Source organism: Paenibacillus sp. FSL H7-0442 (genome assembly GCF_038593105.1).
Lineage (GTDB): Bacteria > Bacillota > Bacilli > Paenibacillales > Paenibacillaceae > Paenibacillus > Paenibacillus polymyxa_D.
The window spans coordinates 2,118,777-2,141,192 of record NZ_CP151963.1 but is presented as its reverse complement, the minus strand read 5'-3'; the positions used below and the strand labels follow the sequence as shown (position 1 = coordinate 2,141,192).

Here is a 22,416-nt window from a genome sequence, read left to right as displayed (position 1 = left end):
TCGTTTCTAACCCAACTTAGCCTACAACCCCGAAGATATGCTACGAGTCTCTTCGTCACAGGCTTCAATTGCAGAAAGATCAGGATTAGCCACATTGACATGCCGCTCCAACACACGTTCAATAATAGCTTCAATATGCAGAAAAGAAATTTCTCCACGCAGGAAACGGGCAACTGCAATTTCATTAGCTGCATTAAATGCGGTCGGTGCTGTACCACCCATTTTACCACATTCGAAGGCAAGCCTTAAACAAGGAAAACGATTATAATCCATTTCCTTAAAATGGAGTTTACCCACTTCAGCCAGTGACAACGGCTTCGCCGGGGACTTCATACGCTCAGGGTAAGTCAATGCATATTGAATGGGTACTCTCATGTCCGGATTCCCAAGTTGAGCAACAATGCTTGTATCCTGAAACTCAACATAGGAATGAATAATGCTTTCCGGATGAAGCAACACATGAATGTGCTCATAATCAATTCCGAATAGCCAATGCGCCTCAATGACTTCCAGCCCCTTGTTTACCATCGTCGCTGAATCAATCGTAATTTTGGCCCCCATTGACCAATTGGGATGCTTGAGTGCATCTTTCACTGTAACTTCACGCAACTGTTCTCTTGTCAAATCTCGAAAAGAACCCCCTGATGCTGTGAGGGTAATATGTGCCACATCTTTCATACGCTCACCATTCAAGCATTGGAAAATAGCTGAATGCTCACTGTCAATCGGCAGCAACGGCACTCCTTTCGCCCGAGCTCGCGCTGTGACCAGATGACCAGCAGTAACCAGTGTCTCCTTATTGGCCAAACCGATCTGTTTTCCAGCCTCAATCGCGGCCAGCGTGGAGTGCAATCCGACACTGCCCATTACAGCCGTCACAACCATATCCGCCTCCGTGTTCGCAGCAAGCTCAACGAGTCCTTCATTTCCCCAATACAGTTCCATTCCAGAAGGCAGTAAAGGACGAATTTCATCCGCCAACTGCCGAGTACCCACAGACACTTTTTTGGGTTTATAAAGATGCGCCTGCTCAGCAAGTAACTTTATATTAGAACCACCTGCTAAAGCCTCAACAGTAAACTGATCCGGGTGCATGGACACTACATCCAGCGTTTGAGTTCCAATAGAACCGGTTGAACCAAGTACCGTAATTCTTTTCATGATGCACCTTCCTATCCTGAAAATCACTTTTATCCAGGAGCTCATTGATTATTATTCAGGCAGCTATGCTACTGGTTCCAACCTTCTAGTAGCGCAGAGTGAGCAGCATAGAGATTAGCCTGAGCATAAACTGTAATCAATAGACTCATGGAAGCAGCATCAGCATATGTACAAATGGAAAAACGACAATCCAGCTGTCGCAACGGTCTAGTATACCACCGTGCCCTGGCAGCAGATTACCGGAATCTTTAATGCCGTACACTCGTTTGTATGCAGATTGTACCAAATCGCCCAGTTGTCCCACAACTGCACATGACAAACCGATGCCGATGGCTTTGCCCCATGGCAGCAGTCCACCCGATAATCCAGCGAATACAAGAGCTATAACCAACGCTAAAACGATGCCGCCAATGGATCCTTCGACCGTTTTATTCGGACTAATCGCAGGCCATAATTTCGTCTTTCCTGCCATTTTGCCTACAAAATATGCCCCTGCATCACTTGCCCAAATACAAGCCAATAATAAAAATGTCCATAACAGTCCATGTTCCATATGACGTGATTCCGCAATATACGAAAATCCAAACCCTATATAAACGGTACCAAGAAATAATATAGCTACCGTTTGAATCGGGATTTTATTTTTTGTTCCTACCGTGATGATCATAAAAGCTATCATTACCAGCCAAAGCATACTGGCAAAGGGTAAGGGTGAGTGCAAGCCAAAAGGTTCATACGGGAATACAAAAGCTAATATGCTTACGTATCCAAGTATTGCTGTACCTCCAAAAGGAGATACCTGCGTCATTCGTGCGAACTCATAAAATCCGATTAGGGCCATCGCCAATATAAGCAAATGGTAGGCCAAGCCGCCCCACAGGACCATCGCCAAAAAGAATATGCCTGCCAGAATACCGGTAATTAATCTCTGTCTCAACGGCTTTCATCCTCCATTTACTTCAGTCCGCCATACCGTCGTGTTCTTTGCTGATATTCGATCACTGCTTCGTATAAGTGTTCTTTCTTAAACTCAGGCCAATAAATATCAGTAAACCACAACTCACTGTAGGCAAGCTGCCAGAGCATAAAATTACTAAGTCTAAGCTCACCGCTTGTTCGAATCAGTAAATCAGGGTCTGGCATACCGCTAGAAAGCAACGTACTACCGATCAGCTCAGATGTTATATCTTCCGATTTAAGCTTCCCATCCGCAATTTGACGGCCCAATGTTTGCATGCATTCGGTGATTTCCAACCGACTTCCATAATTTAATGCAAAATTAAGAACAAGTCCGGTATTATTTTCAGTTCGTCGAGTCGCTTCAGTCAGCGCTTCAACGGTATGGGAAGGTAAATGTTCTTTATTGCCCATCATACGTACTTGCACATTTTTTTCAATCAACTCATCTAGCTCAATAGCCAGAAATTCCTGCGGTAAGCGCATTAGAAAATCAACTTCGTCCTTTGGACGCGTCCAATTTTCAGTTGAAAATGCAAACAAAGTCAAATACTTAATACCCAGTTCATCCGCCGCAATTGCTGTGCGTTTCACTGCCTTCATTCCATTTTGGTGCCCTACAATCCGCGGCATTCCAATCCGTTTGGCCCATCTGCCGTTCCCATCCATGATGACAGCAACATGCTGCGGAATATTGTCTTTTGAAATGGCCGGTGTTTGCTGTTTTTGTTCCCCGTTCCACCAAGACCGAACCCGTTTGATCATTCCAGTTCCTCCAGCATTCTCTGAAAATGTGCCTCAGGCTTGAAAAGAGACAAACCCCACCGTAAGGGAGGGGCTGCCAATCTTTTAGACTTCCATAATTTCTTTTTCTTTTGCAGCTAAAACTTTATCCACTTCAGCGATAAACTTATCAGTTGTTTTCTGGATATCTTCCTGATGTTTACGAGATTCGTCCTCGGAAATATCACTTTTCTCCAATTTTTTGATGTCATCATTGGCATCACGACGAATGTTACGAATAGCGATCTTCGCTTCTTCACCGTTCTTCTTTGTCAACTTCACCAAGTCAGTTCTGCGCTCCTCCGTCAAAGCAGGAATGCTAAGACGAATGGTGTTACCGTCATTCGAAGGTGTCAAACCTAAATCGGATTTTTGTATAGCGCGCTCGATATCAGCCAAGGAAGATTTGTCCCAAGGCTGAATCATCAAGGTCCGGCTGTCAGGTGTATTGATATTCGCCAGTTGGTTGACTGGAGTCATTGCACCATAATACTCTACCTGTACACGGTCCAGTAAAGCTGGTGTCGCCCGTCCTGCACGCAAAGATGCAAGATCACGTTGCAATGCCTGGATTGCTTTTTGCATGCGTTCCTCAGCACTCTTTTTCACAGATTGTGGCATTAATTTACACTCCCTTTGACGATCGTACCAATTTTCTCACCCAGCACGACACGTTTAATGTTACCTTGCTCTGTAATAGCAAAGACAATCAACGGAATATTGTTATCCATGCACAAAGAGGAAGCAGTAGAATCCATGACACCGAGATTTTTGTTGAGCACATCCAAATACGTAAGCTGCTCATATTTCTCAGCTGTGCTATCTTTAAACGGATCAGCAGAATATACGCCATCCACTTTATTTTTAGCCATCAGAATCACTTCCGCTTCGATCTCAGCGGCACGCAGTGCAGCTGTAGTATCAGTCGAGAAGAACGGATTACCTGTACCTGCTGCAAAAATAACAACCCGACCCTTTTCTAAATGACGGATAGCTCTACGACGAATGTAAGGTTCTGCAATCTGTTGCATCGCAATGGATGTTTGTACACGGGTAGGTACCTCAATCTGTTCCAAAGCATCCTGTAAGGCCAGTGAGTTCATCACCGTTGCCAGCATACCCATGTAATCTGCCGTGGCCCGGTCAATTCCGTTGGCACTTCCAGCAATACCGCGCCAGATGTTACCGCCACCACACACGATAGCAACTTCTACTCCCAGTTCCACTACGTCTTTGACTTGTTCGGCAATGGATGCAATCGTATCCGCGTCAATACCGTAACCGTTAGGACCTGACAGCGATTCACCACTAACTTTCAGGACAACACGCTTAAACACAGGTTTTTCCAAATGATCACCCTCCAATATCATTTATACTTTATGTAACAGGATAGGTGTCCTGTTGCAAGAAATGGAACACTGATGTGTCCCATTTCCATTTTTCCATATGCGATTACCGTTCGTTGGTAATTATTGTTTCACTTGAGACATAACTTCTTCGTAGAAGTTGTCTTCTTTTTTCTCCAGACCTTCACCCAGTTCAAAACGAACAAAGCGACGCAGGGAGATGTTTTCGCCAATCGTACTGATTTTTTCGTTGATAAGCGTGGAGATTGTTTTGTCTGGATCTTTGATGAAAGATTGCTCCAACAAACAGAACTCTTCATAGAACTTACCAATACGGCCTTCAACCATTTTTTCAACAATTTTTTCTGGTTTACCTTCGTTCAGCGCTTGTGCTTTCAGGATTTCTTTTTCTTTTTCGATCTCTTCCTGTGGCACTTCTTCACGACGAACATAACGAGGGTTCGATGCAGCGATATGCATTGCAATGTCGCGTACAAAATCTCTGAACTGGTCTGTTTTAGCTACGAAGTCTGTTTCGCAGTTTACTTCTACCAGCACGCCGATACGGCCGCCAGCATGAATGTAGGATTCAACAACACCTTCAGTAGCAATACGACCTGCTTTGTTGGCTGCAGCTGCAAGTCCTTTTTCGCGCAGAACTTCAACCGCTTTTGTCAAATCACCGTTTGCTTCTTCAAGCGCTTTTTTACAATCCAGCATTCCTGCGCCTGTTTTTTCACGAAGCTCTTTTACTGCGCTAGCATTAACTGCCATATTATTTCCCTCCAAATTTGATTTTCAGTGGTATACCGTGCTTATTCCTTAAAAAAAGGGTAGTGAGAGGTTATACACCTGCCAACCACCCTTTTCATTTAATTCATATAGTTATTTCCTAATGGAAATGTTATGCTGTAGTTTCTTCGCCTTGGTTTGCTTCCATAACTGCATCAGCCATTTTACCTGTCAGCAATTTAACAGCGCGGATTGCGTCGTCATTACCTGGGATAACATAGTCGATTTCGTCTGGATCGCAGTTTGTATCAACGATACCTACGATTGGGATACCCAATTTGCGAGCTTCAGCAACCGCGATACGTTCTTTGCGTGGATCAATGATGAACAGTGCACTTGGAAGGCCCTTCATGTTTTTGATACCGCCCAAGAATTTTTCAAGACGATCTTTTTCTTTGCGAAGAATGATAACTTCTTTTTTAGGAAGAACTGCGAATGTACCGTCTTCTTCCCAAGCTTCCAGTTGTTTCAAACGGTCAATACGTTTTTGAATCGTTTGGAAGTTAGTCAGCGTACCACCCAACCAACGTTGGTTAATGTAGAATTGACCAGCGCGTGCTGCTTCTTCTTTAACGGAATCTTGTGCTTGTTTCTTCGTGCCTACGAACAGAATTGTACCATTCTCAGCTGCAATGCTTTTTACAAAGTTGTAAGCTTCCTCAACCTTTTTCACTGTCTTTTGCAAGTCAATGATGTAAATACCGTTTCTTTCAGTGAAGATATAACGATCCATTTTCGGGTTCCAGCGACGTGTTTGGTGACCAAAGTGAACCCCAGCTTCCAAAAGCTGTTTCATGGAGATTACTGCCATCTTCACGCACCTCCTAAGTTTGGTTTTTTGTGTGTCCTCCGCCGACATCATTTTTCATAAAGACTTTCCATTGGAAAGCACCCTTTATAAAATTAACCGACGTGCGTTTTTAACACCGTTAATTAATATACCATAACACTTGCATCGTTGCAACCAACTTTTCGACAATAGATTAGAACAACGCAAGATGTGACGTTTTACGCCTCTCATTGAACTTTTCAGCAAGAATAAAAGCCGGCCACTTCCCAGTCTGGTCAGTTGGACGGCTTTTTCGTAATTTTAGTAATGATAGAACTGAAATCCTCACCTTTAGCAAACTGATAGGTACCGGTACGAATTTTGGTATTGATTTTTTTAGCCTTAGCTGCTGCCTCAAATGCACTAGCATCCGATACGACCCCTGCCCGTTGCAATCCTGATGCCACACTTCTCAAATTGCTTCCGGATGCAATGCTATACTGCACTTGTGGGGTGGCAGGCTGCTTGGGGATATTGGGAGTCGCTGTAGTGCCAGAACTTTGAGTTTGCGGCTTATTCGGACTTTGTGGAACCGATGTGCTGGTCGAAGGTTTAGAACCAGCCGAGGATATGCTGTTTGCAGGTGCCTTTGGTGTTGCTGGCGTTTGAGCTGGTTTAGCTTTTTGGGGTGCAACGGGAGTTTTATTACCTTCCTTGATCACCTTATTACGCCATTCCTCTTCTGTCATTTTCGGGTTAGAGCTGTCACTGACCTGGAGATTTAATCCGGCTGCTGCCTTTTCTAATTGCTCTCGCGTCATGTTTTTCGGGTCTGTGGAAGATTGCTGCGATTGCCCCTGACCGATCAATGCCAGTTGCAATAGCAATGCCCCCGTTATAAGACCAGTACCCATGCCTAGCATAAATGAACGGTTTTTGATCACGTTACATCCTCCCGCTCCGCGAGTTGCAAAATAAGCTGTACTTCACCCCGTTGAATGCCTGATTGCTTAGCTATATAGTCCACTGACTTGCCTTGCTCATGCAGCGCAAACAACTCTTGATAACGATCACGGATGGACTCTGCTTCCTGCTCAGTTTCAGGATCTTGTAATGCCGTCTGTTCCTCCATAGTTATGAGGGGAGCTTCTGAACCAGAGTAGCCTTCCTGCACAGACATTTCAGGTTGCGGACTTTGAAATTGACCGTATGCAACCGCTGCCTGCTGAGAAGCAGTTGTATGTTGTATTTCCTTAGGTACAGGCTCGGTTTGCATAGACACAGTTGCAAACATAGCCTGGCGCTCAAGCTCCACGATACGGCTCCGAAGCTCAGCTACTTGCTCCTGTAATGCCGCCTGTTTCACTGTATGCTCCTGCTTTATACCAGAAACGAGCTCAATCAACTCGTCATTATCGTTTTCAATATCGGCCATATATTGCTCTAATGTGGCCTCGACCTTTTGGACGACGGCCTCTTCTGTTCCCCGGCCTGGCTGACGCTTAGGCTGTAGCCAGGCATAGACAACAGCTGCGGCGCCCAGCAGAACAATATAAATCCATGGTTGATCCACTGCCCATCGTCTCCTTTAATAACGCTTCTCCACCTGTCGGATCAGAGCGAAAAATCAATATGGTGTCCCTTGAACGGATGCTCTGCCGGATGCTCCTTAGGCAGTTCAGCCTCATCTGGCCGGGAGCGGCTCTGCTGGGAAGAATCTCTGCTCTGTCCCCCTGTTTGCCGCTCACCGACAAATGTTTCCGCAGACTGATCTACAGCACTGCTTCGCTGACGCATGTTCTCCGTCTCCAGCGCGGCCTTTTGTCCAAGCAATGCTTGATCATTCATCGGCCGCTGCTGGGACTCACTTTGGTATTTTCCAGCTTCGCTGGTGCGAGGTACGGCAATTTGCAATTCAACAGCCTTCAAGCTCATTGGACCACACCCTTTCCGATTGGGCATCCGTATCTTTCTTCCAAGGAATACAATGTTAAATGTTGTTTATCAGTGTGCCGAATTACACGTAGGAGGACATGCTGATGTCTCCCTCATGATAATAAAACGCCATTCTTTCCACTGAATCTTTAATAAATTTTGTATATCTGCCGATAACTATTTTAGAGCCACCGTAAATCACATTTTTCACTTCTACCCGTGCGCGGCTTGTATCCTCTAATGTTCGTTCTATTTCAAGCATTCTGGACTTGGTTTCCAAAAGCTCCTGTTCATTAGATTTTTTAGTAGATGTCAGCTTGATTCGCATAGCCATTCTTTCAGGTGCAAGCTGTCCGGCGGCGGCAAGCTGATCCAATATGGTAAGAGCCTTATTCGTTTTATCCTGGCTGTCTGTCTGCTGCTTCAAACGTGCGCGGAGTTCTGTCAGTTCATCGCGCAGTTCGGGAAGTACACCCACTTCGATATTGGTAGCTGTGGACATCGTATTACCGACGGTACGAGCCACTACCTTTTTACCAGCTTGTACACTGCCACCTACGATAAGCCCTTTTGTCCCTTCGCAGATTACATTATTACTCGCTTTGATCTGGGAATGCATGATACTCTGGGATACAAGTACATCGCCTCCCGCAATCACGTTACCATCTTGTATAAACGAGCATTTCACATTTTGTGCAGCTTTCACGAACCCCTTATGGTATCCGATAATACCGCCAGTGATTTCCACTGAACCTTCCGCCACAATTTCGGCCCCTTCCACACCACCGATGACACGAATGTCGCCAGCCGCCCGAACCCGGAAACCTGTCAAAACATTCCCACGAATGACGACGGTTCCAACAAAATCAATGTTGCCGACACTATAATCGACGTCCCCGTTAACTTCATATACGGGGAACACATTAAGTTTGCCCTTTTCAGTCGTAGTTACCAGTCCGTCAATAGCCGCATACATCGCAACACCTTCTGGATGAATCACTACATTTTTTCCAACTTTAAAACGCGCCTCTTTACCTGGAAGAAAAGGAATTTCCTCTCCGGTTACAGCAATCCCCGGTACACCTGGCAGAGGATCAACCCGTTCGGCAATCAGTTGACCACGTTTTACATTTCTTAAACGAGTTAGTTCTTTATAATCCACCCGTCCATCCACGGTTTCAAGCGGCTTATGTGCATCTTCGCCAGTCACAATATCAGCCAGATTGATTTTTCCGTCTGTGCCATGGATCGGCTGCTTTCCCTGAGCAATCAGTAATTTTCCGAAGAAATGATCTTCCGGACTTGCCGCAAATACGCGAATTGCATCGGTTATTAAACCGTAGGATATTTTTTGGTTGCTTAGAAAACGCTCTAATTCTTCCACAGAACAGGCAAAGCCTTCTTCACGTTTGGCAAACTCCAAGTAGGCGGTTTGTTTGTCAGGTGAGACAACCACTTTTAAAAACTGGTCCAAAGCATATTGCTTCTCCACAAGGGTGCTCCTTCCGTCTAACTGTTACTGTAACCTCCCGTACGTTAATCTTTACGCATTAGCAAATCCCGTTGTTTGTCCAATGTCGCTCTCAGACGTAATATTGCTTTGGAATGCAACTGTGAAATTCGCGATGGAGATAGCGACATGACCTCAGCGATTTCGCTGAGTGACAAATCCTCGTAATACAATAAAGAAACAACGATACGTTCTTTTTCAGTCAATTTATCAATGCCTTGTGCAAGGGCATCACGAAGTGTAAATTCATTGACCTTATGATCCGGATTTTTCGCCTTCTCGTCCACCAAAAGGGAAAGCCGTGTTTCCGATTCCTCTTCGCGGATCGGATCCTCCAGTGAGACAATCGACATAACAGCGACCTCTTGGATCATATTTTGAAACTCTTTCTCAGAAACGTCCAAATAATGACTCATCTCTTCGTCGCTGACCGTGCGTAGATATCTTTGTTCCAAATGCTGGTATGCATCCTCGATTTTTTTCGCTTTTTCCCTAACTGAACGAGGAACCCAATCCCCTTGACGAAGACCATCCAAAATCGCTCCACGAACACGCCAAGAAGCATAAGTCTCAAACTGCAAACCACGCTCATAGTCAAATTTCTCTAAAGCGTCAATCAAACCCATAACGCCGTTACTCGCCAGATCATCCTTGGATACATTTTTAGGCAAGCCTACTGCAAGACGGCCTGACACATACTCTACAATATGGAGATACTTTTCAATTAACTGTTTTTTTGCTTCCTTGTCACCGTGTTCTTTCCATTGTTCCCATAGTTCGGAATGGTTTAAATGAGCGGCTTTTCGCTCGTTCATCGGCTTCACCCTCCTTATTTGTCTGTCAGGTGACGAACGGCCTTGGCCAATTCTTCAGGGTCCTTGTTGGAAACCAGCTTAGGTGGGTTTAAAGGTGCAAAACCATTATCCCCCTCGTCCGTCTGCTCTGGTTTCGGTTTCAGCAATTCATTCAGGTCTTCATTTTCGTCTGGTGTCGTCAGGTCCAGATTCCCCCCTACGCCATCTACCTGAGAGCTTGCCCGGCTTTGGGCATTCCCCAGATCTGGCCGCGCTACAACACCTAGTGTCCAGCGCAGCACAAATGCAAGTAGGAACCAAAAAACGAAGGCGATCAAGCCACGAATTAAGCTCGTGGTCAGCAGATTGCTGCCAACGGACAACACAAAAGTCAGAATAAATCCGACTACTCCAGACCAAAGATTAATGCGTAAGCTGCCAAATAACATGTTTATAATTCCTTTACACCTTTTTGTACGCTTCGAATATTCAAAACGCCAGTTTCAGAGTCCAACTCAATCGTTCGTCCATAATTGCCGCCTGTGTCCTCCGCAATCAAAGGAATGCCGAGATCTACGAGCATTTCCTTGCATGATTCTACATTACGTGGACCAATCCGCATGGTGTCTCCACTACCAGCAAAGGCGAACATCTGCGCTCCCCCTGCCATTTTAGCAATCAGCCTGCGTCGTTCTGCACCCAATTTCAGCATCCTCTCAAATAACTCGGGCAGCGCCGTATCCGCATATTTGGCTATATTCAGCTGCCCTTCACGCGCAATATCTGAGGACGGTAGCATCACATGTGCCATGCCTGCCAGTTTCAAATGAGGATCATAGAGGGTCAATCCGACGCAGGAACCAAGTCCTGTCGTACGAATCGAGTTCGGATTGCTGGTAACATTTAAATCTGCCATGCCGACTTTAATGATGCTTTTATCCTCAATCATCGTTCATCGGGACTCCTAACGACCTAAAGATTTTCCCGAACGATTCTGGATCAGGAATCAGGAAAAATTGACCCTCTATCTGATTCTGCCCTTCCAGAAACGATGTGTCAATCAATAATGCAGCATCTCCCATCTGCCCAAACTGCAGCAGTCCGTAGCTAAGAATTGCTCCTGCCATGTCCAACGCCAGCGCAGGGACTGTTGGATACATGGATAAACGTGTGAAATCGGCCAGCGAAGACAGGTAAGAGCCCGCTAAAATGTTTCCGATCTCCGACAGGGCTGAGTGCTCCATTTCGTTAAAACTGTCCTCGTCATCTGAAGGAATATTCGCCAAACGGGAAAGTAAGCCTTTTGCCGCCTGAGGCTGCAATATGAAGAATAGATTGCCGGGGGCTTCCCCTTCTACCCTAAAAAATATTGCAACAACAAGTTGCTCATTTCCACCGACTTTATCGGCAATTTCCTCAAAAGGCAGCATTTGTACTTTGGGCACACCCATGTCGACCGGTTTATTGAGAAGCCGGGAGAGCGCTGTAGCAGCGTTCCCCGAGCCAATGTTGCCGACTTCTTTCAACACATCCAACTTGAAGTCTTCGAGATTCCCAAGATTCTCCATATGTTAATCCTCTAAGCCTTCCAGTTGGTTCATTTCGCTACGATTCAGGACTTCGGACAAGTTCAGCATAATCAACAAGCGCTCTTCACCAATTTTAGCAACTCCGCGAAGATATTTAGCCTTAACTCCGCCAATCACTTCCGGTGGTGTCTCGATATTGTCAGTATTCAGGTCAATAACGTCATTCGCTGAATCAACGATAAAGCCGACTTGCATTTCGCCCACTGCAACGATAATGATGCGGGTTTGATCGGTATATTCAGCTTCAGGCAATCCAAATCGGCCACGAAGATCAATAACCGGAATGACTACGCCTCTCATGTTGAATACACCTTTTACAAAATCGTAAGTTCTTGGAACCCGTGTAATCGGCACCATGCGTTCAATAGATTGGACTTTTTCTACTTCAACACCGTATTCCTCTTCACCAAGCTTAAATACGATAACTTTAATTTCTTCTCCCATGTCTAAAAACCCTCCTTATTGATGTCAGCAACTTCACATTTCTTTCATTTCTGATGAAGACATTATTTAATGAAAACATTCGGGTCAATGATCAACGCAACCTGACCGTCACCCAGAATCGTGGCACCTGAAATTCCTTGGATGTTTGGAAGGTATTTGCCCAGATTTTTAAGGACAATTTCACTTTGTCCCAAAAAGTCCTGTACAGAAAGAGCTGCCAAACGGTCTCCCTTGCGGATGACCACGACCTCTGTCTCTTCTTCTTCATCTTCATTGAAGTCCGGTACCTCAAACAGCTGACTCAAGGAGATGAGCGGGATATGAGAATCGCGGAAAGCAATCATTTTATTGCCATGTACAGAACGAATTTGTGTCCGTTTGACAATCGCAGTCTCCACAATGGAGGACAATGGGATCGCATATTTTTCAGAACCGATCTGTATCATCATGGCTGCAATAATGGATAGGGTGAGCGGCAATTGCACAGAGAAATTAGTGCCTTGGCCCAGTGTAGAGTGAACCGTAACATTGCCACCCAAAGCAGTGATTTTGGATTTAACAACGTCCAAACCGACACCGCGTCCTGATACGTCTGAAATGACTGCAGCTGTGCTAAAGCCTGGAGCAAACAATACCTGATAAGCTTCCTCGTCGGTCATGACCGCTGCTTGCTCTGCTGTCAAAATCCCTTTAGAAATAGCACTGTTTAGTACCTTATCGCGATTAATACCATTTCCGTCATCTTCAATCTCGATGAATACGTTATTTCCGCTATGAAAAGCACGCAAGTTAACCGTTCCTGTCTCAGGTTTACCAGCTGCAATCCGATCGGCTACCGACTCAATGCCATGATCCACGGAGTTACGAAGCAAATGCACCAGAGGATCGCCAATTTCGTCGATAACAGTGCGGTCCATTTCAGTCTCTGCTCCAGTAATAACCAAATCAAGTTTTTTATCCAGCGATTTGGCCAGATCGCGCACCATACGCGGAAAACGATTGAAAACAGTGTCTACTGGTACCATCCGCAATTTAAGAACGACGTTTTGTAAATCGCTGCTCACACGACTCATGTGCTCTACCGTTTCTGTCAGTGCTGGATTGGAAGCTTCACTTGCCAACTGCTCTAACCGCACGCGGTCAATGAGCAACTCGCTAAATAAGTTCATAAGTACATCCAGACGTTCAATATCTACACGAATCGTACGGTTATGCGTAGGGGCAGCTGCCTTAGCTGCTGGCGTCTTACCTGCAGCTGCCTTAGCCACAGAGGCCGCAGCTGAAGACTGCGGCTGGGATGGAGCAGGTGATTGCACGGCAACAGGAGCTTCCTGTACCGCAGCAGTCTCAGCCAGTCCAGCAGTAACTTCGCTCATTTGTTTAAGCGATTCCTGATCTAGTTGTACCACTGAGACAGTGTCAATTTCAGAGATGCCCGCGATTTCCTTTTCCAGCTCCCCAACTTCTTTCTGCGTTATGTAATATAACGAGAAGCTTTGCTCGAATTTCTCCTGCTCAATATCCTGTACCGACGGATAGGCCTTGACGATTTCACCAGAGTTTTCCAGTGTATTAAACACCATAAAAGCACGCGCCGCCTTTAACTGGCTCTCTGAGCTGATTGTTACCTGTATATAGTGAACACGATGTCCTTCAGAAATAGATTGCTCCAATACAGAATACTGGAACTGATCCAAAACAAGCCCAGCACTATCGTTTTTGCCCACTTTTTTAGATGGAGACTCCTCAGTCGCAGCATTTGCGCCGGTCTTTTGGAAATCCCCGCTCACGATGGATTGTAGTGAAGATACAATAGAGGAGACATCCGCTTTTCCGTCGCCTCCCTCTGTAATGTGCTGCACCATGGACTCCAGAGCATCCAATCCCTTAAATAAGGTATCGAATATAAATTCATGCATCGCCAGCTTGTTGTTACGTACAAGATCAAGAACGTTTTCCATTTGGTGGGTAAGCGATGCTAGGTCTTCAAACCCCATCGTAGCAGCCATTCCCTTGAGGGTATGGGCAGAACGGAAAATCACCTGAACGATACCTAGATCAGTTGGATTGCTTTCCAGTTGAAGCATTTTTTCGTTAAGAGATTGCAGATGATCATTCGACTCATCAATAAACATGTTTAAATATTGGTTCATGTCCATTGTGAGACACCTCCTCCATGAGTTACACTCCGATTATTTCACAACTTGTACAAGCTTGGGGGCGATCTCCTGCATTGGCAGAAGGTGACGCACACATTTTAACTCTACTGCTGAGCGGGGCATTCCGTACACTACACAAGTTTCCTCATTTTCAGCAAATGTGGATTGTACCCCAGCATCATAAAGCTTCTTCATCATTTTGGCCCCGTCGCTCCCCATTCCAGTGAGCAATACTAGATGCCGCTCCAACGAGGTTAACGAGAGCAACGATTCAAACATCGTATCTACGGAAGGACGGTGACCATTGCGAGCTTCCTCCGTCTTCAGTGACACAGTGTATTTACCACCAGCTCCTGGTACAATTCTTAGTTGATATCCCCCTGGGGCAATGTAGGCCGTTCCAGTCTCCAACGTCATTCCCTGCTCAGCCTCCACAACTCGGAGTGGACTTAACGTGTTTAAGCGTTGTGCCAGCGAACGAGTGAAGTTTGGCGGCATATGCTGAACGATAACGATTGGAGCAGGAAAATCACCAGGAATGCGTTCCAACAGCGTCTTAAGCGCCCGCGGACCGCCCGTAGAACATCCCACCGCCACTAGTTTGCGAAAGTTGGACGTGTGCACACCTTTTTTAAGTGACAATCCCTTAGGTGCGGCAGGAACTGTAGGTGCCGCTACTGGAGGCGTAGCAGCCGCAGGAGTACGAGTAGCTGATGAAATCACCGTCTTATGGGGCTCCGGCTTAACCAAGCCTGCTTTATCCTTACCATGCAGCGATTTGCCAGCGGCCGTAGTAGTACTGTTTAGTTGCCCTGGTGTTCGTCCTATCCCCTTGGACAAATCTTCCTTCTTCTGAACAGTAGGTGCTTGGACTGACTTATTGCTTGGCTGAGCAGCTGGCTGCTGTTCTATGCGCCCCGCTGTAACAGATGTTCCAGACTGTTGTCGTTTAGTTTCCTGCTTGGCTACTGCCGGGGCGGACTTGCCAACATCACGCTTCGGCTGAGCTGATACAGCAGGTGAAGGAGCAAGCGGAACAACAGGAGACTTGTCTGTCGAAGCTTGACTGCCTGATCGCTTCTCAGTCACAGCCTGTCCTGGAGGCTTTTGCTGTGGCGTTTTTTTCGCTTGTTCCAATGCAGCTTTGCGCTCATTAGCTTCCTTGCGCTCCAGACGACTCCGCACTGCTTGCATAGCAGTGTGCATCTGTTCCAGCAGCGCCTTACTCACTTGCTCAATATCTTGCGCATGAGCGATGGAAGGCTTTCTTATAAAATCGAAAGCTCCTGCCTCCAGAGCCATGATGGTCTCCTTCATGCCTTGTTCATTAATGCCTGACAGCATAATTACAGGTAGCGGATGGGCTGCCATAATCAATGGCAATGCTTCAAGACCATTCATTTCAGGCATCTCGACATCCATGGTGACCAAATCGGGCTGCAATTCCTTCACTTTCTCTACAGCCTCTTTGCCATTGGCGGCTGTACCTACGATGTTGAACGACTCATCCCTTACAATTAAATCTGTAATAATTTTGCGCATAAAGGCCGAATCATCTACAACCAGCACCCGGTAAGCACACATGTTAAACACCTCTGTTTCCTCTCATCAAAATCAATGTACAGAACGCCGCAACCATTTTTGCATAAACCCTTTAATTCCACTCAATGCACCTGATTGCGGAATCTGTGGCATTGCTGCAAAACGGTGTGCCAGATTCAATACATCTCTTGAAGCCGCACATCCCGGAAAAGCAACCATAAATGGTACTTGCCTTTTGACTGCTTGCATGACATGAGTATCATCACTGATATGTCCAAGCAACGGGATATCGATCTCCAAAAAGCGTTTCGCAACCAGTGCGATCTTATCGGCAACTTGACGGGCCTCATTATCGTTATCGGCACGATTGACTATAATTTTGAATACCGTATCCTTTTGCAAACCGCTGACGACTTTAATTAGCGCATACGCATCTGTTAAGGACGTAGGTTCCGGTGTAGTTACAACCAGGCATTCGTCAGCTGAAGTGATGAATTTAAGGTTTTCTTTGGATAAACCTGCACCTGTATCAAATAGAATATAATCCATATCTGCCGCCATTTTCTCTACTTCTTCGGCAAAATAATTCAGATCGTCATCCGATAACGTAAACAATTCGCTCAAACCCGATCCTCCAGCAATATAAGGCAAACCACCTACACCCGTTTGAATAATTTCATCAATTGATTTCTCACGTTTTAGCAGATGTAAAAGATTGTATTGTGAATTGGCTCCCATTAATACATCAATATTGGCCATACCTATATCAGCATCAAACACAAGTACCCTTCGACCAAGGGATTGCAGAGCAAGAGCAAAGTTCAGCGTGAAATTGGATTTGCCCACCCCGCCTTTACCACTGGTGATCGTTATAATTTTTGCTTGACGACTACGTGGGGGCAATCGATATTTATCCAAGGAAGAAGCCATTTGTCTAAGTGATTGGGCTTGGTCACTCATATGGAATCTCCGTTAACTCCTGTTGATGTTTTGGGTCCAAGCAGCATGCTTGTGACCATTTCTGTATCGGGATGAAGCAGGTCATCAGGAACATTTTGTCCATTGGTAATATAGGCCAGCTGCATAGGAAATTGATGCAAAAGATTAAACATTCCACCGCAGCTACCTGTCTCGTCCATCTTAGTAAATACAACCTTACCGAGACCAAACTTGCTGAAATGTCCAGTTATATTGAGCATATCTTTACTTTTGGATGTCAGGCTGAGTACCAGATACGTCTCACTTTCATTAATAGGCGAAAGCAGACTTTGCAGTTCCGAAACAAGTAATTCATTACGATAATTTCGTCCTGCGGTATCCATGAGGATCAGGTCACAATGTTCCAGCCGTTGAATGGCTCTGTGGACGTCACCGGGAGATTGCACAACTTCAAGCGGTACATTCAAAATCGTAGCATATGTTCGCAGTTGCTCGACGGCTGAAATCCGGTACGTGTCAGAAGTAATAAATCCAACTTTGCGATGATGCTTAAACAACTGTTCTGCTGCTAACTTGGCAATGGTTGTTGTTTTCCCTACTCCGGTAGGACCTGCCACATACACAATTTTGGTATCTTTGGAGATCCCTTTGTCCAGTCTTGTCTGAATAAAACTGGCCACTTCCTCACGAAAGGCTTGTTCCCAATCGAAAGTTTCAGGCGCAAAAGGGTGCTCGCTCCGACGCACATATACCTGTTCGAGCCAATACTCCAGTAAATCACGTTCCACTTCCTGTTCCAGCACACGCTCACAAATCTCTTGCAGCGGCTCCGGCCAAGTACTTTCCATTGAAGAGTTTCGGGAAAACCGAGTCATCATAGTCTTCATTTCCCGCAATTCATTAAGCAGAGCCTGATTTTCCTCCGCTCCGCTCTTGTCTGGAACGCTTGCTTCAATGGGCTGTTTAAACAGTTCACTGGATGATTTCATGTTCGAAAGTAATGCTTCATGATCAAGTGCTTGAGACGTAGTCTCCAGATTATTAGCAGACCTAGATGACAAATGCTCAGTTGCTGAAGCTGCTTGTTCTGCATCGATCATTAATTCAGCTTGTTCTTCTTTGGAACCACCCGTCATCTGCGTTACCCGCCGATAAGCTTCTGGAGCAGCTTGTCTGGGAACCACAGGCATAAATGATTTTTCTGGCTGTTCAGGAGCATTCATTGAAGATGAAGCCGCCTGGGCAAGCTCTTGTGAAGATAATCCAAAACGTCGTGGCTTTTGAGGTTGCTTCTCCTCTACCGCAGCTACCACTTCGATTTTCTTTTTACTGAACATTCCCATGAAACCGCCGACCTTCATTTCCTTTGTACTTAAAATGACGGCGTCTGTTCCTAAGTCACCCCTGATTTGCAGCATAGCTTCTGGCATGGTATCCACTACATATCGTTTCACTCTCATAAGTTCACCACCCCGACACTTTGAATTTCAACGTTCGGCTCCAGCTCACTGTACGACAGCACTGGGACATCCTGCATCGTCCGCTCCATCACTTGCCGCAAATACATACGAATTGTCGGTGACGTTAACACAATAGGCTGCTGTCCAGATTGAATGAGACGGTTGATTTGCTCCATCATTCTTTGATACACCGTTTGCGTTGACACCGGGTCTAGAGCTAAATAGCTACCTTGCTCCGACTGTTGCACGCTTTCAGCAATTTTCTTCTCCAATCCTGGTCCCACTGTAATAACGCGTAACGTCTCCCCTTGTTGGGCAAATTGCTGCGTAATCTGACGGGACAACGCCTGACGGACATATTCAGTCAGCACGTCGGGATCTTTTGTATAAGTACCGTAGTCAGCTAGTGTTTCGAAAATAGTCACCATATCGCGAATGGAGATTTTTTCTTTCAATAGCTTGGCCAGCACTTTTTGTACATCCCCAATCGCAAGCACAGAAGGAATAAGGTCGTCCACCAGCACTGGATAATTCTCTTTGAGATTGTCGACCAGCGACCGTGTTTCCTGTCTGCCAAGCAACTCATGAGCATGTTTCTTGATCGTCTCCGTAAGATGAGTAGCTACAACTGAAGGTGGATCAACTACGGTATAACCAGATAATTCCGCAACATCCTTGGTGTTCTCATCAATCCAGAGCGCAGGCAATCCGAAGGCTGGTTCCGTCGTTTCGATTCCTGTAATAGAATCATCGTCGTATCCCGGACTCATAGCCAGGTAATGATTTAACAGAAGCTCTCCGCCGCCCACGGTATTACCTTTAATTTTAATTACATACTCGTTTGGCTTGAGCTGAATGTTGTCCCGAATACGAATGACCGGCACAACCAGACCTAGCTCCAAAGCACATTGACGACGGATCATAATAATCCGATCTAATAAATCCCCGCCCTGCTGTGTATCCGCCAGCGGAATTAACCCGTATCCAAATTCAAATTCAATTGGATCTACCTGAAGCAAATTAATGACACTTTCCGGACTACGGACTTCTTCAATTTGTTGCTCCTCTTCCAGCTGTTCATCGGCTATCTGCTTGCGCTCCATATTGCCCTGCATTCTTCGAGCCGCAAAAAACAGCAGAATCGCCAGTGGAAGAGTTGTAATGATATGAATAGGTGTGAAAAGCCCTAATAATGCAATTGTGGCAGCCACAATGTAGATCAGTTTTGGATAAGAAAAGAGTTGTCCAGTTAAATCCTCTGCCAAGTTGCCATCTGACGTAGCCCGCGTAACAATCAAGCCTGACGCCGTGGATATGAGCAGTGCGGGTATCTGACTGACCAGTCCGTCACCGATGGTGAGGACAGAATAAGTCGACAGCGCCTCTTGAAATCCTTTTCCCTGAACGGCCATACCGATAATAAAGCCACCGACCAAGTTGATGATCAAAATGATAATACTAGCAATGGCATCACCTTTAACGAATTTACTCGCACCATCCATCGCTCCGTAAAAATCTGCTTCCCGTTCGATTTTACTGCGTCGTTCACGGGCTTGCTGCTCATTGATCAAACCTGCATTCAGATCCGCATCAATACTCATTTGTTTACCCGGCATTGCATCCAATGTAAACCGTGCGCCTACCTCAGCAACCCGCTCAGATCCCTTGGTGATAACAATGAACTGTACGACCACGAGAATGAGAAAGACAACAAAACCGACGGCAATTTGCCCTCCTGCAATCCAACTACCAAACGTAGCAACTACTTCCCCTGCATGGCCCTCACCTAAAATAAGTTTGGTTGTAGAGATATTAAGTGCCAAACGAAATAACGTTGTAATGAGCAGCAATGAAGGGAAAATAGAGAACTGTAAAGCTTCCTTCGTATTCATAGAAACGAGTAGAATCATTAAAGCAATAGAAATATTAATGACGAGTAGGATATCCAGCAGCCATGATGGGATCGGGAGAATCATCATAAGAACGATACCGATGACGCCTGCAAGGACAGTTATTTCTTTTATTTTCACGGGTCTCTAGCCCTCCGATCCCTTTATTTCACTTTACCTTTTAATTTATATACATACGCCAGCACTTCGGCAACGGCCTGGAACAGATCAGCTGGTATCGCATCCCCGATTTCGGCTCTTTGAAACAGCGCCCGCGCCAGCGGCTTGTTTTCCATCGTTATAACGCCGTTTTGCTTGGCAATTTCTTTAATTCGGAGCGCAACGTAATCTTGCCCTTTCGCAATAATCTGCGGCGCTTCCATCTCCGAACCGTCATATTTCAAAGCCACAGCAAAGTGCGTAGGGTTGGTAATGATGACATCTGCATTAGGAACCTCCTGCATCATACGCTGCATAGCCATACGGCGCTGACGCTCGCGAATTTTCCCTTTGATCAGCGGGTCACCCTCCATTTTCTTGTATTCATCCTTGATGTCCTGTTTGGACATTTTCAGGTTTTTCTCATGCTCATAACGTTGATACATATAGTCCAATACCGCTAAAACGAACAGCACCACACCAATTTTGAGCCCCAGTTCCATCGTTAATGAAGCTGTAAAGCTCAACATCTGATCGCCGGACATTTCAGACAGTTTGGGTAGGTCAGCCTTTGTTTTCCAGAGTACGCTGTACACCAGATAACCAATTACGGTCATCTTTAAAACAGATTTCAGGAATTCAACCAATGACCTCATGGAAAAAATATTTTTGAATCCTTTAATCGGATCAATCTTGCTAAACTTGGGCGTAATGCCCTCTCCGGTTAATAAAAAACCGATCTGCATGTAATTCGCTGCTATCCCAATGACAATGGCCCCAATAAAAATAGGTGCCAACATAATCAAAATTTGCACACCATATTCGCCCATCATCAGCAGCGTTGTGTTCGGCGTTACCTCCATAGAAAGCCGATTCACAAAAATATCTCGAAATAGTCGAACCGCATGGTCCTTAAAATACCCGCCGAAAATCATGAGGCAAAAAAACGTAACCAGCAGGACACCAGCGGCGGGCAACTCCATGCTTTTTGCAACCTGCCCTTTTTGTCTTGCATCCTGTTTCTTTTTGGGTGTAGCTTTTTCCGTTTTTTCCCCTGAGAACAACTGCAGGTTCATAGCATATTTAAATGACAAACTACGTTCCTCCAGACCAGATATTAAGGACGATTACCCATAATATCCAACAAGTTGCGCATGGATTCGAACATCACAGAAAACAATCTTTCGAATATAAAAGCAAAACTTGGCATGAGAAGCAGTAACATGAACAGTCCCACAATAATTTTAAGAGGTACACCAATGACAAAAATGTTGAATTGTGGCGCTGTTTTAGCTAAAAAACCGAGTCCCACATCCGTTAAAAAGGTAGCTACTACAATGGGGGCAGCAATTTGAAAGGCCAGCATAAATGATTCCGCAAAAGAACGTACCAGGAATTCAGTTACACTGCCACCATACAGCTTTACAAAAAAATCATTTGTCAACGGTACCCAATCATAGCTGTATAAGATAGCATTTAGCAGATGATGGTGCCCATTTATACTTAAAAAGAACAATACAGCTATGGCAAACTTAAAATTCCCTGTTAAAGGCGTTGAAGCCCCTGTCATGGGATCAAACACACTCGCCATTCCGAACCCCACCTGTAAATCTATAAATGAGCCTGCGGTTTGGATCGCTGTCATGAACAGATATGCAGTAAATCCCAATAACAACCCAATCAGCACTTCACGGCCCACTAACAGCACATACGCTACATCGGTCGGTACCTGTTGATGCGTACCATATGTAAGATACACGACCAAAGCTAGAAATCCTGAAATTCCGACCTTAAAGATATTAGGTACACCTCGGGTCGAAAAAATAGGCGCTACTACAAAAAATGAGGTAATTCGACAAAAAATCAGCAAAAAAACAGGAAAACTTTGTAACAATATGTTCATAACATTCAGCCTAACCTATATATTTGTACAAATTGTCCAGAATGTTATACGTAAAGTCCACTAATGTGGTCAATATCCAAGGCCCGAACAAAAGCAATGCCAGCAATACGGCGACAATCTTCGGAACAAAGGCCAGTGTCTGCTCCTGAATTTGGGTTGTCGCCTGAAAAATGCTGATAATCAAACCCACGACTAGCCCCAAAATCAGCATCGGAGCGCTCACCTTGAGTACAATGTACACCGCTTGCCCAGCCAGGGAAATAATAAACTCCGAAGTCATTGCCG

The 22,416-nt window shown here is 45.4% G+C and carries 24 protein-coding genes; all 24 read right to left on the bottom strand.

From position 1 onward, the window contains the following. Window positions 1-21 precede the first annotated feature (21 nt). Complete coding sequence (locus MHH57_RS09855; RefSeq protein ID WP_165147574.1) at window positions 22-1,161, bottom strand: 1-deoxy-D-xylulose-5-phosphate reductoisomerase; 1,140 nt, start codon at window positions 1,159-1,161, stop codon at window positions 22-24. Between the two features lie 145 nt (window positions 1,162-1,306). Then, entirely contained in the window at window positions 1,307-2,098 is a 792-nt protein-coding gene (locus tag MHH57_RS09850) for a phosphatidate cytidylyltransferase (RefSeq protein WP_029517015.1), read from the bottom strand. Window positions 2,099-2,115: 17 nt separating this feature from the next. Then, a complete protein-coding gene (locus MHH57_RS09845; RefSeq protein ID WP_029517014.1) occupies window positions 2,116-2,883 on the bottom strand; it encodes an isoprenyl transferase in 768 nt (255 codons plus the stop codon). 84 nt (window positions 2,884-2,967) lie between these two features. Then, window positions 2,968-3,522 carry a ribosome recycling factor gene (frr, locus tag MHH57_RS09840; protein WP_029517013.1) on the bottom strand — a complete coding sequence of 185 codons (555 nt, stop codon included), beginning with the start codon at window positions 3,520-3,522 and terminating at the stop codon, window positions 2,968-2,970. Beyond that, window positions 3,522-4,250, bottom strand: a complete 729-nt coding sequence (gene pyrH / locus MHH57_RS09835; protein WP_013309918.1) for a UMP kinase — start codon at window positions 4,248-4,250, stop codon at window positions 3,522-3,524. The genes frr and pyrH overlap by 1 nt, the downstream gene beginning before the upstream one ends. Before the next feature lie 120 nt (window positions 4,251-4,370). Beyond that, window positions 4,371-5,021 carry a translation elongation factor Ts gene (gene tsf / locus MHH57_RS09830; protein WP_013309917.1) on the bottom strand — a complete coding sequence of 217 codons (651 nt, stop codon included), beginning with the start codon at window positions 5,019-5,021 and terminating at the stop codon, window positions 4,371-4,373. Window positions 5,022-5,151: 130 nt separating this feature from the next. Then, window positions 5,152-5,850: a 30S ribosomal protein S2 gene (rpsB, locus tag MHH57_RS09825; protein WP_013309916.1), complete on the bottom strand. Its 699-nt coding sequence runs from the start codon at window positions 5,848-5,850 to the stop codon at window positions 5,152-5,154. A gap of 254 nt (window positions 5,851-6,104) precedes the next feature. After that, a complete protein-coding gene (locus tag MHH57_RS09820; RefSeq protein ID WP_029517012.1) occupies window positions 6,105-6,752 on the bottom strand; it encodes an endolytic transglycosylase MltG in 648 nt (215 codons plus the stop codon). Continuing rightward, a complete protein-coding gene (locus MHH57_RS09815; protein ID WP_342435049.1) occupies window positions 6,749-7,381 on the bottom strand; it encodes a hypothetical protein in 633 nt (210 codons plus the stop codon). The genes MHH57_RS09820 and MHH57_RS09815 overlap by 4 nt, the downstream gene beginning before the upstream one ends. A gap of 41 nt (window positions 7,382-7,422) precedes the next feature. After that, on the bottom strand, window positions 7,423-7,743 hold the full coding sequence (locus tag MHH57_RS09810; protein ID WP_029517010.1) for a hypothetical protein: 321 nt from the start codon (window positions 7,741-7,743) through the stop codon (window positions 7,423-7,425). An 82-nt stretch (window positions 7,744-7,825) separates the two neighbouring features. Next, entirely contained in the window at window positions 7,826-9,235 is a 1,410-nt protein-coding gene (locus MHH57_RS09805; protein ID WP_039274680.1) for a FapA family protein, read from the bottom strand. A 44-nt stretch (window positions 9,236-9,279) separates the two neighbouring features. Further along, window positions 9,280-10,068: a FliA/WhiG family RNA polymerase sigma factor gene (locus MHH57_RS09800; protein ID WP_013309911.1), complete on the bottom strand. Its 789-nt coding sequence runs from the start codon at window positions 10,066-10,068 to the stop codon at window positions 9,280-9,282. A gap of 14 nt (window positions 10,069-10,082) precedes the next feature. After that, window positions 10,083-10,496: a hypothetical protein gene (locus MHH57_RS09795; protein ID WP_029517008.1), complete on the bottom strand. Its 414-nt coding sequence runs from the start codon at window positions 10,494-10,496 to the stop codon at window positions 10,083-10,085. A gap of 2 nt (window positions 10,497-10,498) precedes the next feature. Continuing rightward, on the bottom strand, window positions 10,499-10,996 hold the full coding sequence (locus MHH57_RS09790; RefSeq protein WP_010346358.1) for a chemotaxis protein CheD: 498 nt from the start codon (window positions 10,994-10,996) through the stop codon (window positions 10,499-10,501). Continuing rightward, window positions 10,989-11,615 (bottom strand): chemotaxis protein CheC, encoded by a 627-nt coding sequence (locus MHH57_RS09785; protein WP_029517007.1) that lies wholly within the window; start codon window positions 11,613-11,615, stop codon window positions 10,989-10,991. Before MHH57_RS09785 ends, MHH57_RS09790 begins: the two co-directional genes overlap by 8 nt. A gap of 3 nt (window positions 11,616-11,618) precedes the next feature. After that, window positions 11,619-12,080, bottom strand: coding sequence for a chemotaxis protein CheW (locus MHH57_RS09780; protein WP_007430046.1), 462 nt, complete (start codon window positions 12,078-12,080; stop codon window positions 11,619-11,621). A 62-nt stretch (window positions 12,081-12,142) separates the two neighbouring features. Then, window positions 12,143-14,239 carry a chemotaxis protein CheA gene (locus MHH57_RS09775; RefSeq protein WP_069011401.1) on the bottom strand — a complete coding sequence of 699 codons (2,097 nt, stop codon included), beginning with the start codon at window positions 14,237-14,239 and terminating at the stop codon, window positions 12,143-12,145. A gap of 33 nt (window positions 14,240-14,272) precedes the next feature. Next, the gene (locus tag MHH57_RS09770; protein WP_029517004.1) at window positions 14,273-15,823 is read right to left on the bottom strand and encodes a chemotaxis protein CheB; all 1,551 of its coding nucleotides are present in this window, start codon (window positions 15,821-15,823) and stop codon (window positions 14,273-14,275) included. Window positions 15,824-15,853: 30 nt separating this feature from the next. Then, on the bottom strand, window positions 15,854-16,741 hold the full coding sequence (locus tag MHH57_RS09765; protein ID WP_029517003.1) for a MinD/ParA family protein: 888 nt from the start codon (window positions 16,739-16,741) through the stop codon (window positions 15,854-15,856). Then, window positions 16,738-18,180, bottom strand: coding sequence for a flagellar biosynthesis protein FlhF (gene flhF / locus MHH57_RS09760; protein WP_029517002.1), 1,443 nt, complete (start codon window positions 18,178-18,180; stop codon window positions 16,738-16,740). Before flhF ends, MHH57_RS09765 begins: the two co-directional genes overlap by 4 nt. Next, window positions 18,177-20,210, bottom strand: coding sequence for a flagellar biosynthesis protein FlhA (flhA, locus tag MHH57_RS09755; RefSeq protein WP_016820963.1), 2,034 nt, complete (start codon window positions 20,208-20,210; stop codon window positions 18,177-18,179). The genes flhF and flhA overlap by 4 nt, the downstream gene beginning before the upstream one ends. Window positions 20,211-20,233: 23 nt before the next feature. Next, the gene (flhB, locus tag MHH57_RS09750; protein ID WP_049816971.1) at window positions 20,234-21,346 is read right to left on the bottom strand and encodes a flagellar biosynthesis protein FlhB; all 1,113 of its coding nucleotides are present in this window, start codon (window positions 21,344-21,346) and stop codon (window positions 20,234-20,236) included. Beyond that, window positions 21,346-22,131 (bottom strand): flagellar biosynthetic protein FliR, encoded by a 786-nt coding sequence (fliR, locus tag MHH57_RS09745; protein WP_023988198.1) that lies wholly within the window; start codon window positions 22,129-22,131, stop codon window positions 21,346-21,348. Before fliR ends, flhB begins: the two co-directional genes overlap by 1 nt. Window positions 22,132-22,141: 10 nt before the next feature. After that, the gene (gene fliQ, locus MHH57_RS09740; RefSeq protein ID WP_007430038.1) at window positions 22,142-22,411 is read right to left on the bottom strand and encodes a flagellar biosynthesis protein FliQ; all 270 of its coding nucleotides are present in this window, start codon (window positions 22,409-22,411) and stop codon (window positions 22,142-22,144) included. Between the last annotated feature and the right edge of the window lie 5 nt (window positions 22,412-22,416).

Coding starts and splice junctions, on each gene's coding strand:
- tsf (WP_013309917.1), bottom strand. CDS start 5,021: ATGGCAGTTAATGCTAGCGCAGTAAAAGAGCTTCGTGAAAAAACAGGC.
- MHH57_RS09790 (WP_010346358.1), bottom strand. CDS start 10,996: ATGATTGAGGATAAAAGCATCATTAAAGTCGGCATGGCAGATTTAAAT.
- MHH57_RS09785 (WP_029517007.1), bottom strand. CDS start 11,615: ATGGAGAATCTTGGGAATCTCGAAGACTTCAAGTTGGATGTGTTGAAA.
- MHH57_RS09845 (WP_029517014.1), bottom strand. CDS start 2,883: ATGATCAAACGGGTTCGGTCTTGGTGGAACGGGGAACAAAAACAGCAA.
- MHH57_RS09765 (WP_029517003.1), bottom strand. CDS start 16,741: ATGAGTGACCAAGCCCAATCACTTAGACAAATGGCTTCTTCCTTGGAT.
- MHH57_RS09775 (WP_069011401.1), bottom strand. CDS start 14,239: ATGGACATGAACCAATATTTAAACATGTTTATTGATGAGTCGAATGAT.
- MHH57_RS09810 (WP_029517010.1), bottom strand. CDS start 7,743: ATGAGCTTGAAGGCTGTTGAATTGCAAATTGCCGTACCTCGCACCAGC.
- MHH57_RS09780 (WP_007430046.1), bottom strand. CDS start 12,080: ATGGGAGAAGAAATTAAAGTTATCGTATTTAAGCTTGGTGAAGAGGAA.
- flhF (WP_029517002.1), bottom strand. CDS start 18,180: ATGAGAGTGAAACGATATGTAGTGGATACCATGCCAGAAGCTATGCTG.
- MHH57_RS09795 (WP_029517008.1), bottom strand. CDS start 10,496: ATGTTATTTGGCAGCTTACGCATTAATCTTTGGTCTGGAGTAGTCGGA.
- rpsB (WP_013309916.1), bottom strand. CDS start 5,850: ATGGCAGTAATCTCCATGAAACAGCTTTTGGAAGCTGGGGTTCACTTT.
- MHH57_RS09770 (WP_029517004.1), bottom strand. CDS start 15,823: ATGTGTGCTTACCGGGTGCTGGTTGTAGATGATTCGGCCTTTATGCGC.
- frr (WP_029517013.1), bottom strand. CDS start 3,522: ATGCCACAATCTGTGAAAAAGAGTGCTGAGGAACGCATGCAAAAAGCA.
- MHH57_RS09855 (WP_165147574.1), bottom strand. CDS start 1,161: ATGAAAAGAATTACGGTACTTGGTTCAACCGGTTCTATTGGAACTCAA.
- fliQ (WP_007430038.1), bottom strand. CDS start 22,411: ATGACTTCGGAGTTTATTATTTCCCTGGCTGGGCAAGCGGTGTACATT.
- fliR (WP_023988198.1), bottom strand. CDS start 22,131: ATGAACATATTGTTACAAAGTTTTCCTGTTTTTTTGCTGATTTTTTGT.
- MHH57_RS09800 (WP_013309911.1), bottom strand. CDS start 10,068: ATGAACGAGCGAAAAGCCGCTCATTTAAACCATTCCGAACTATGGGAA.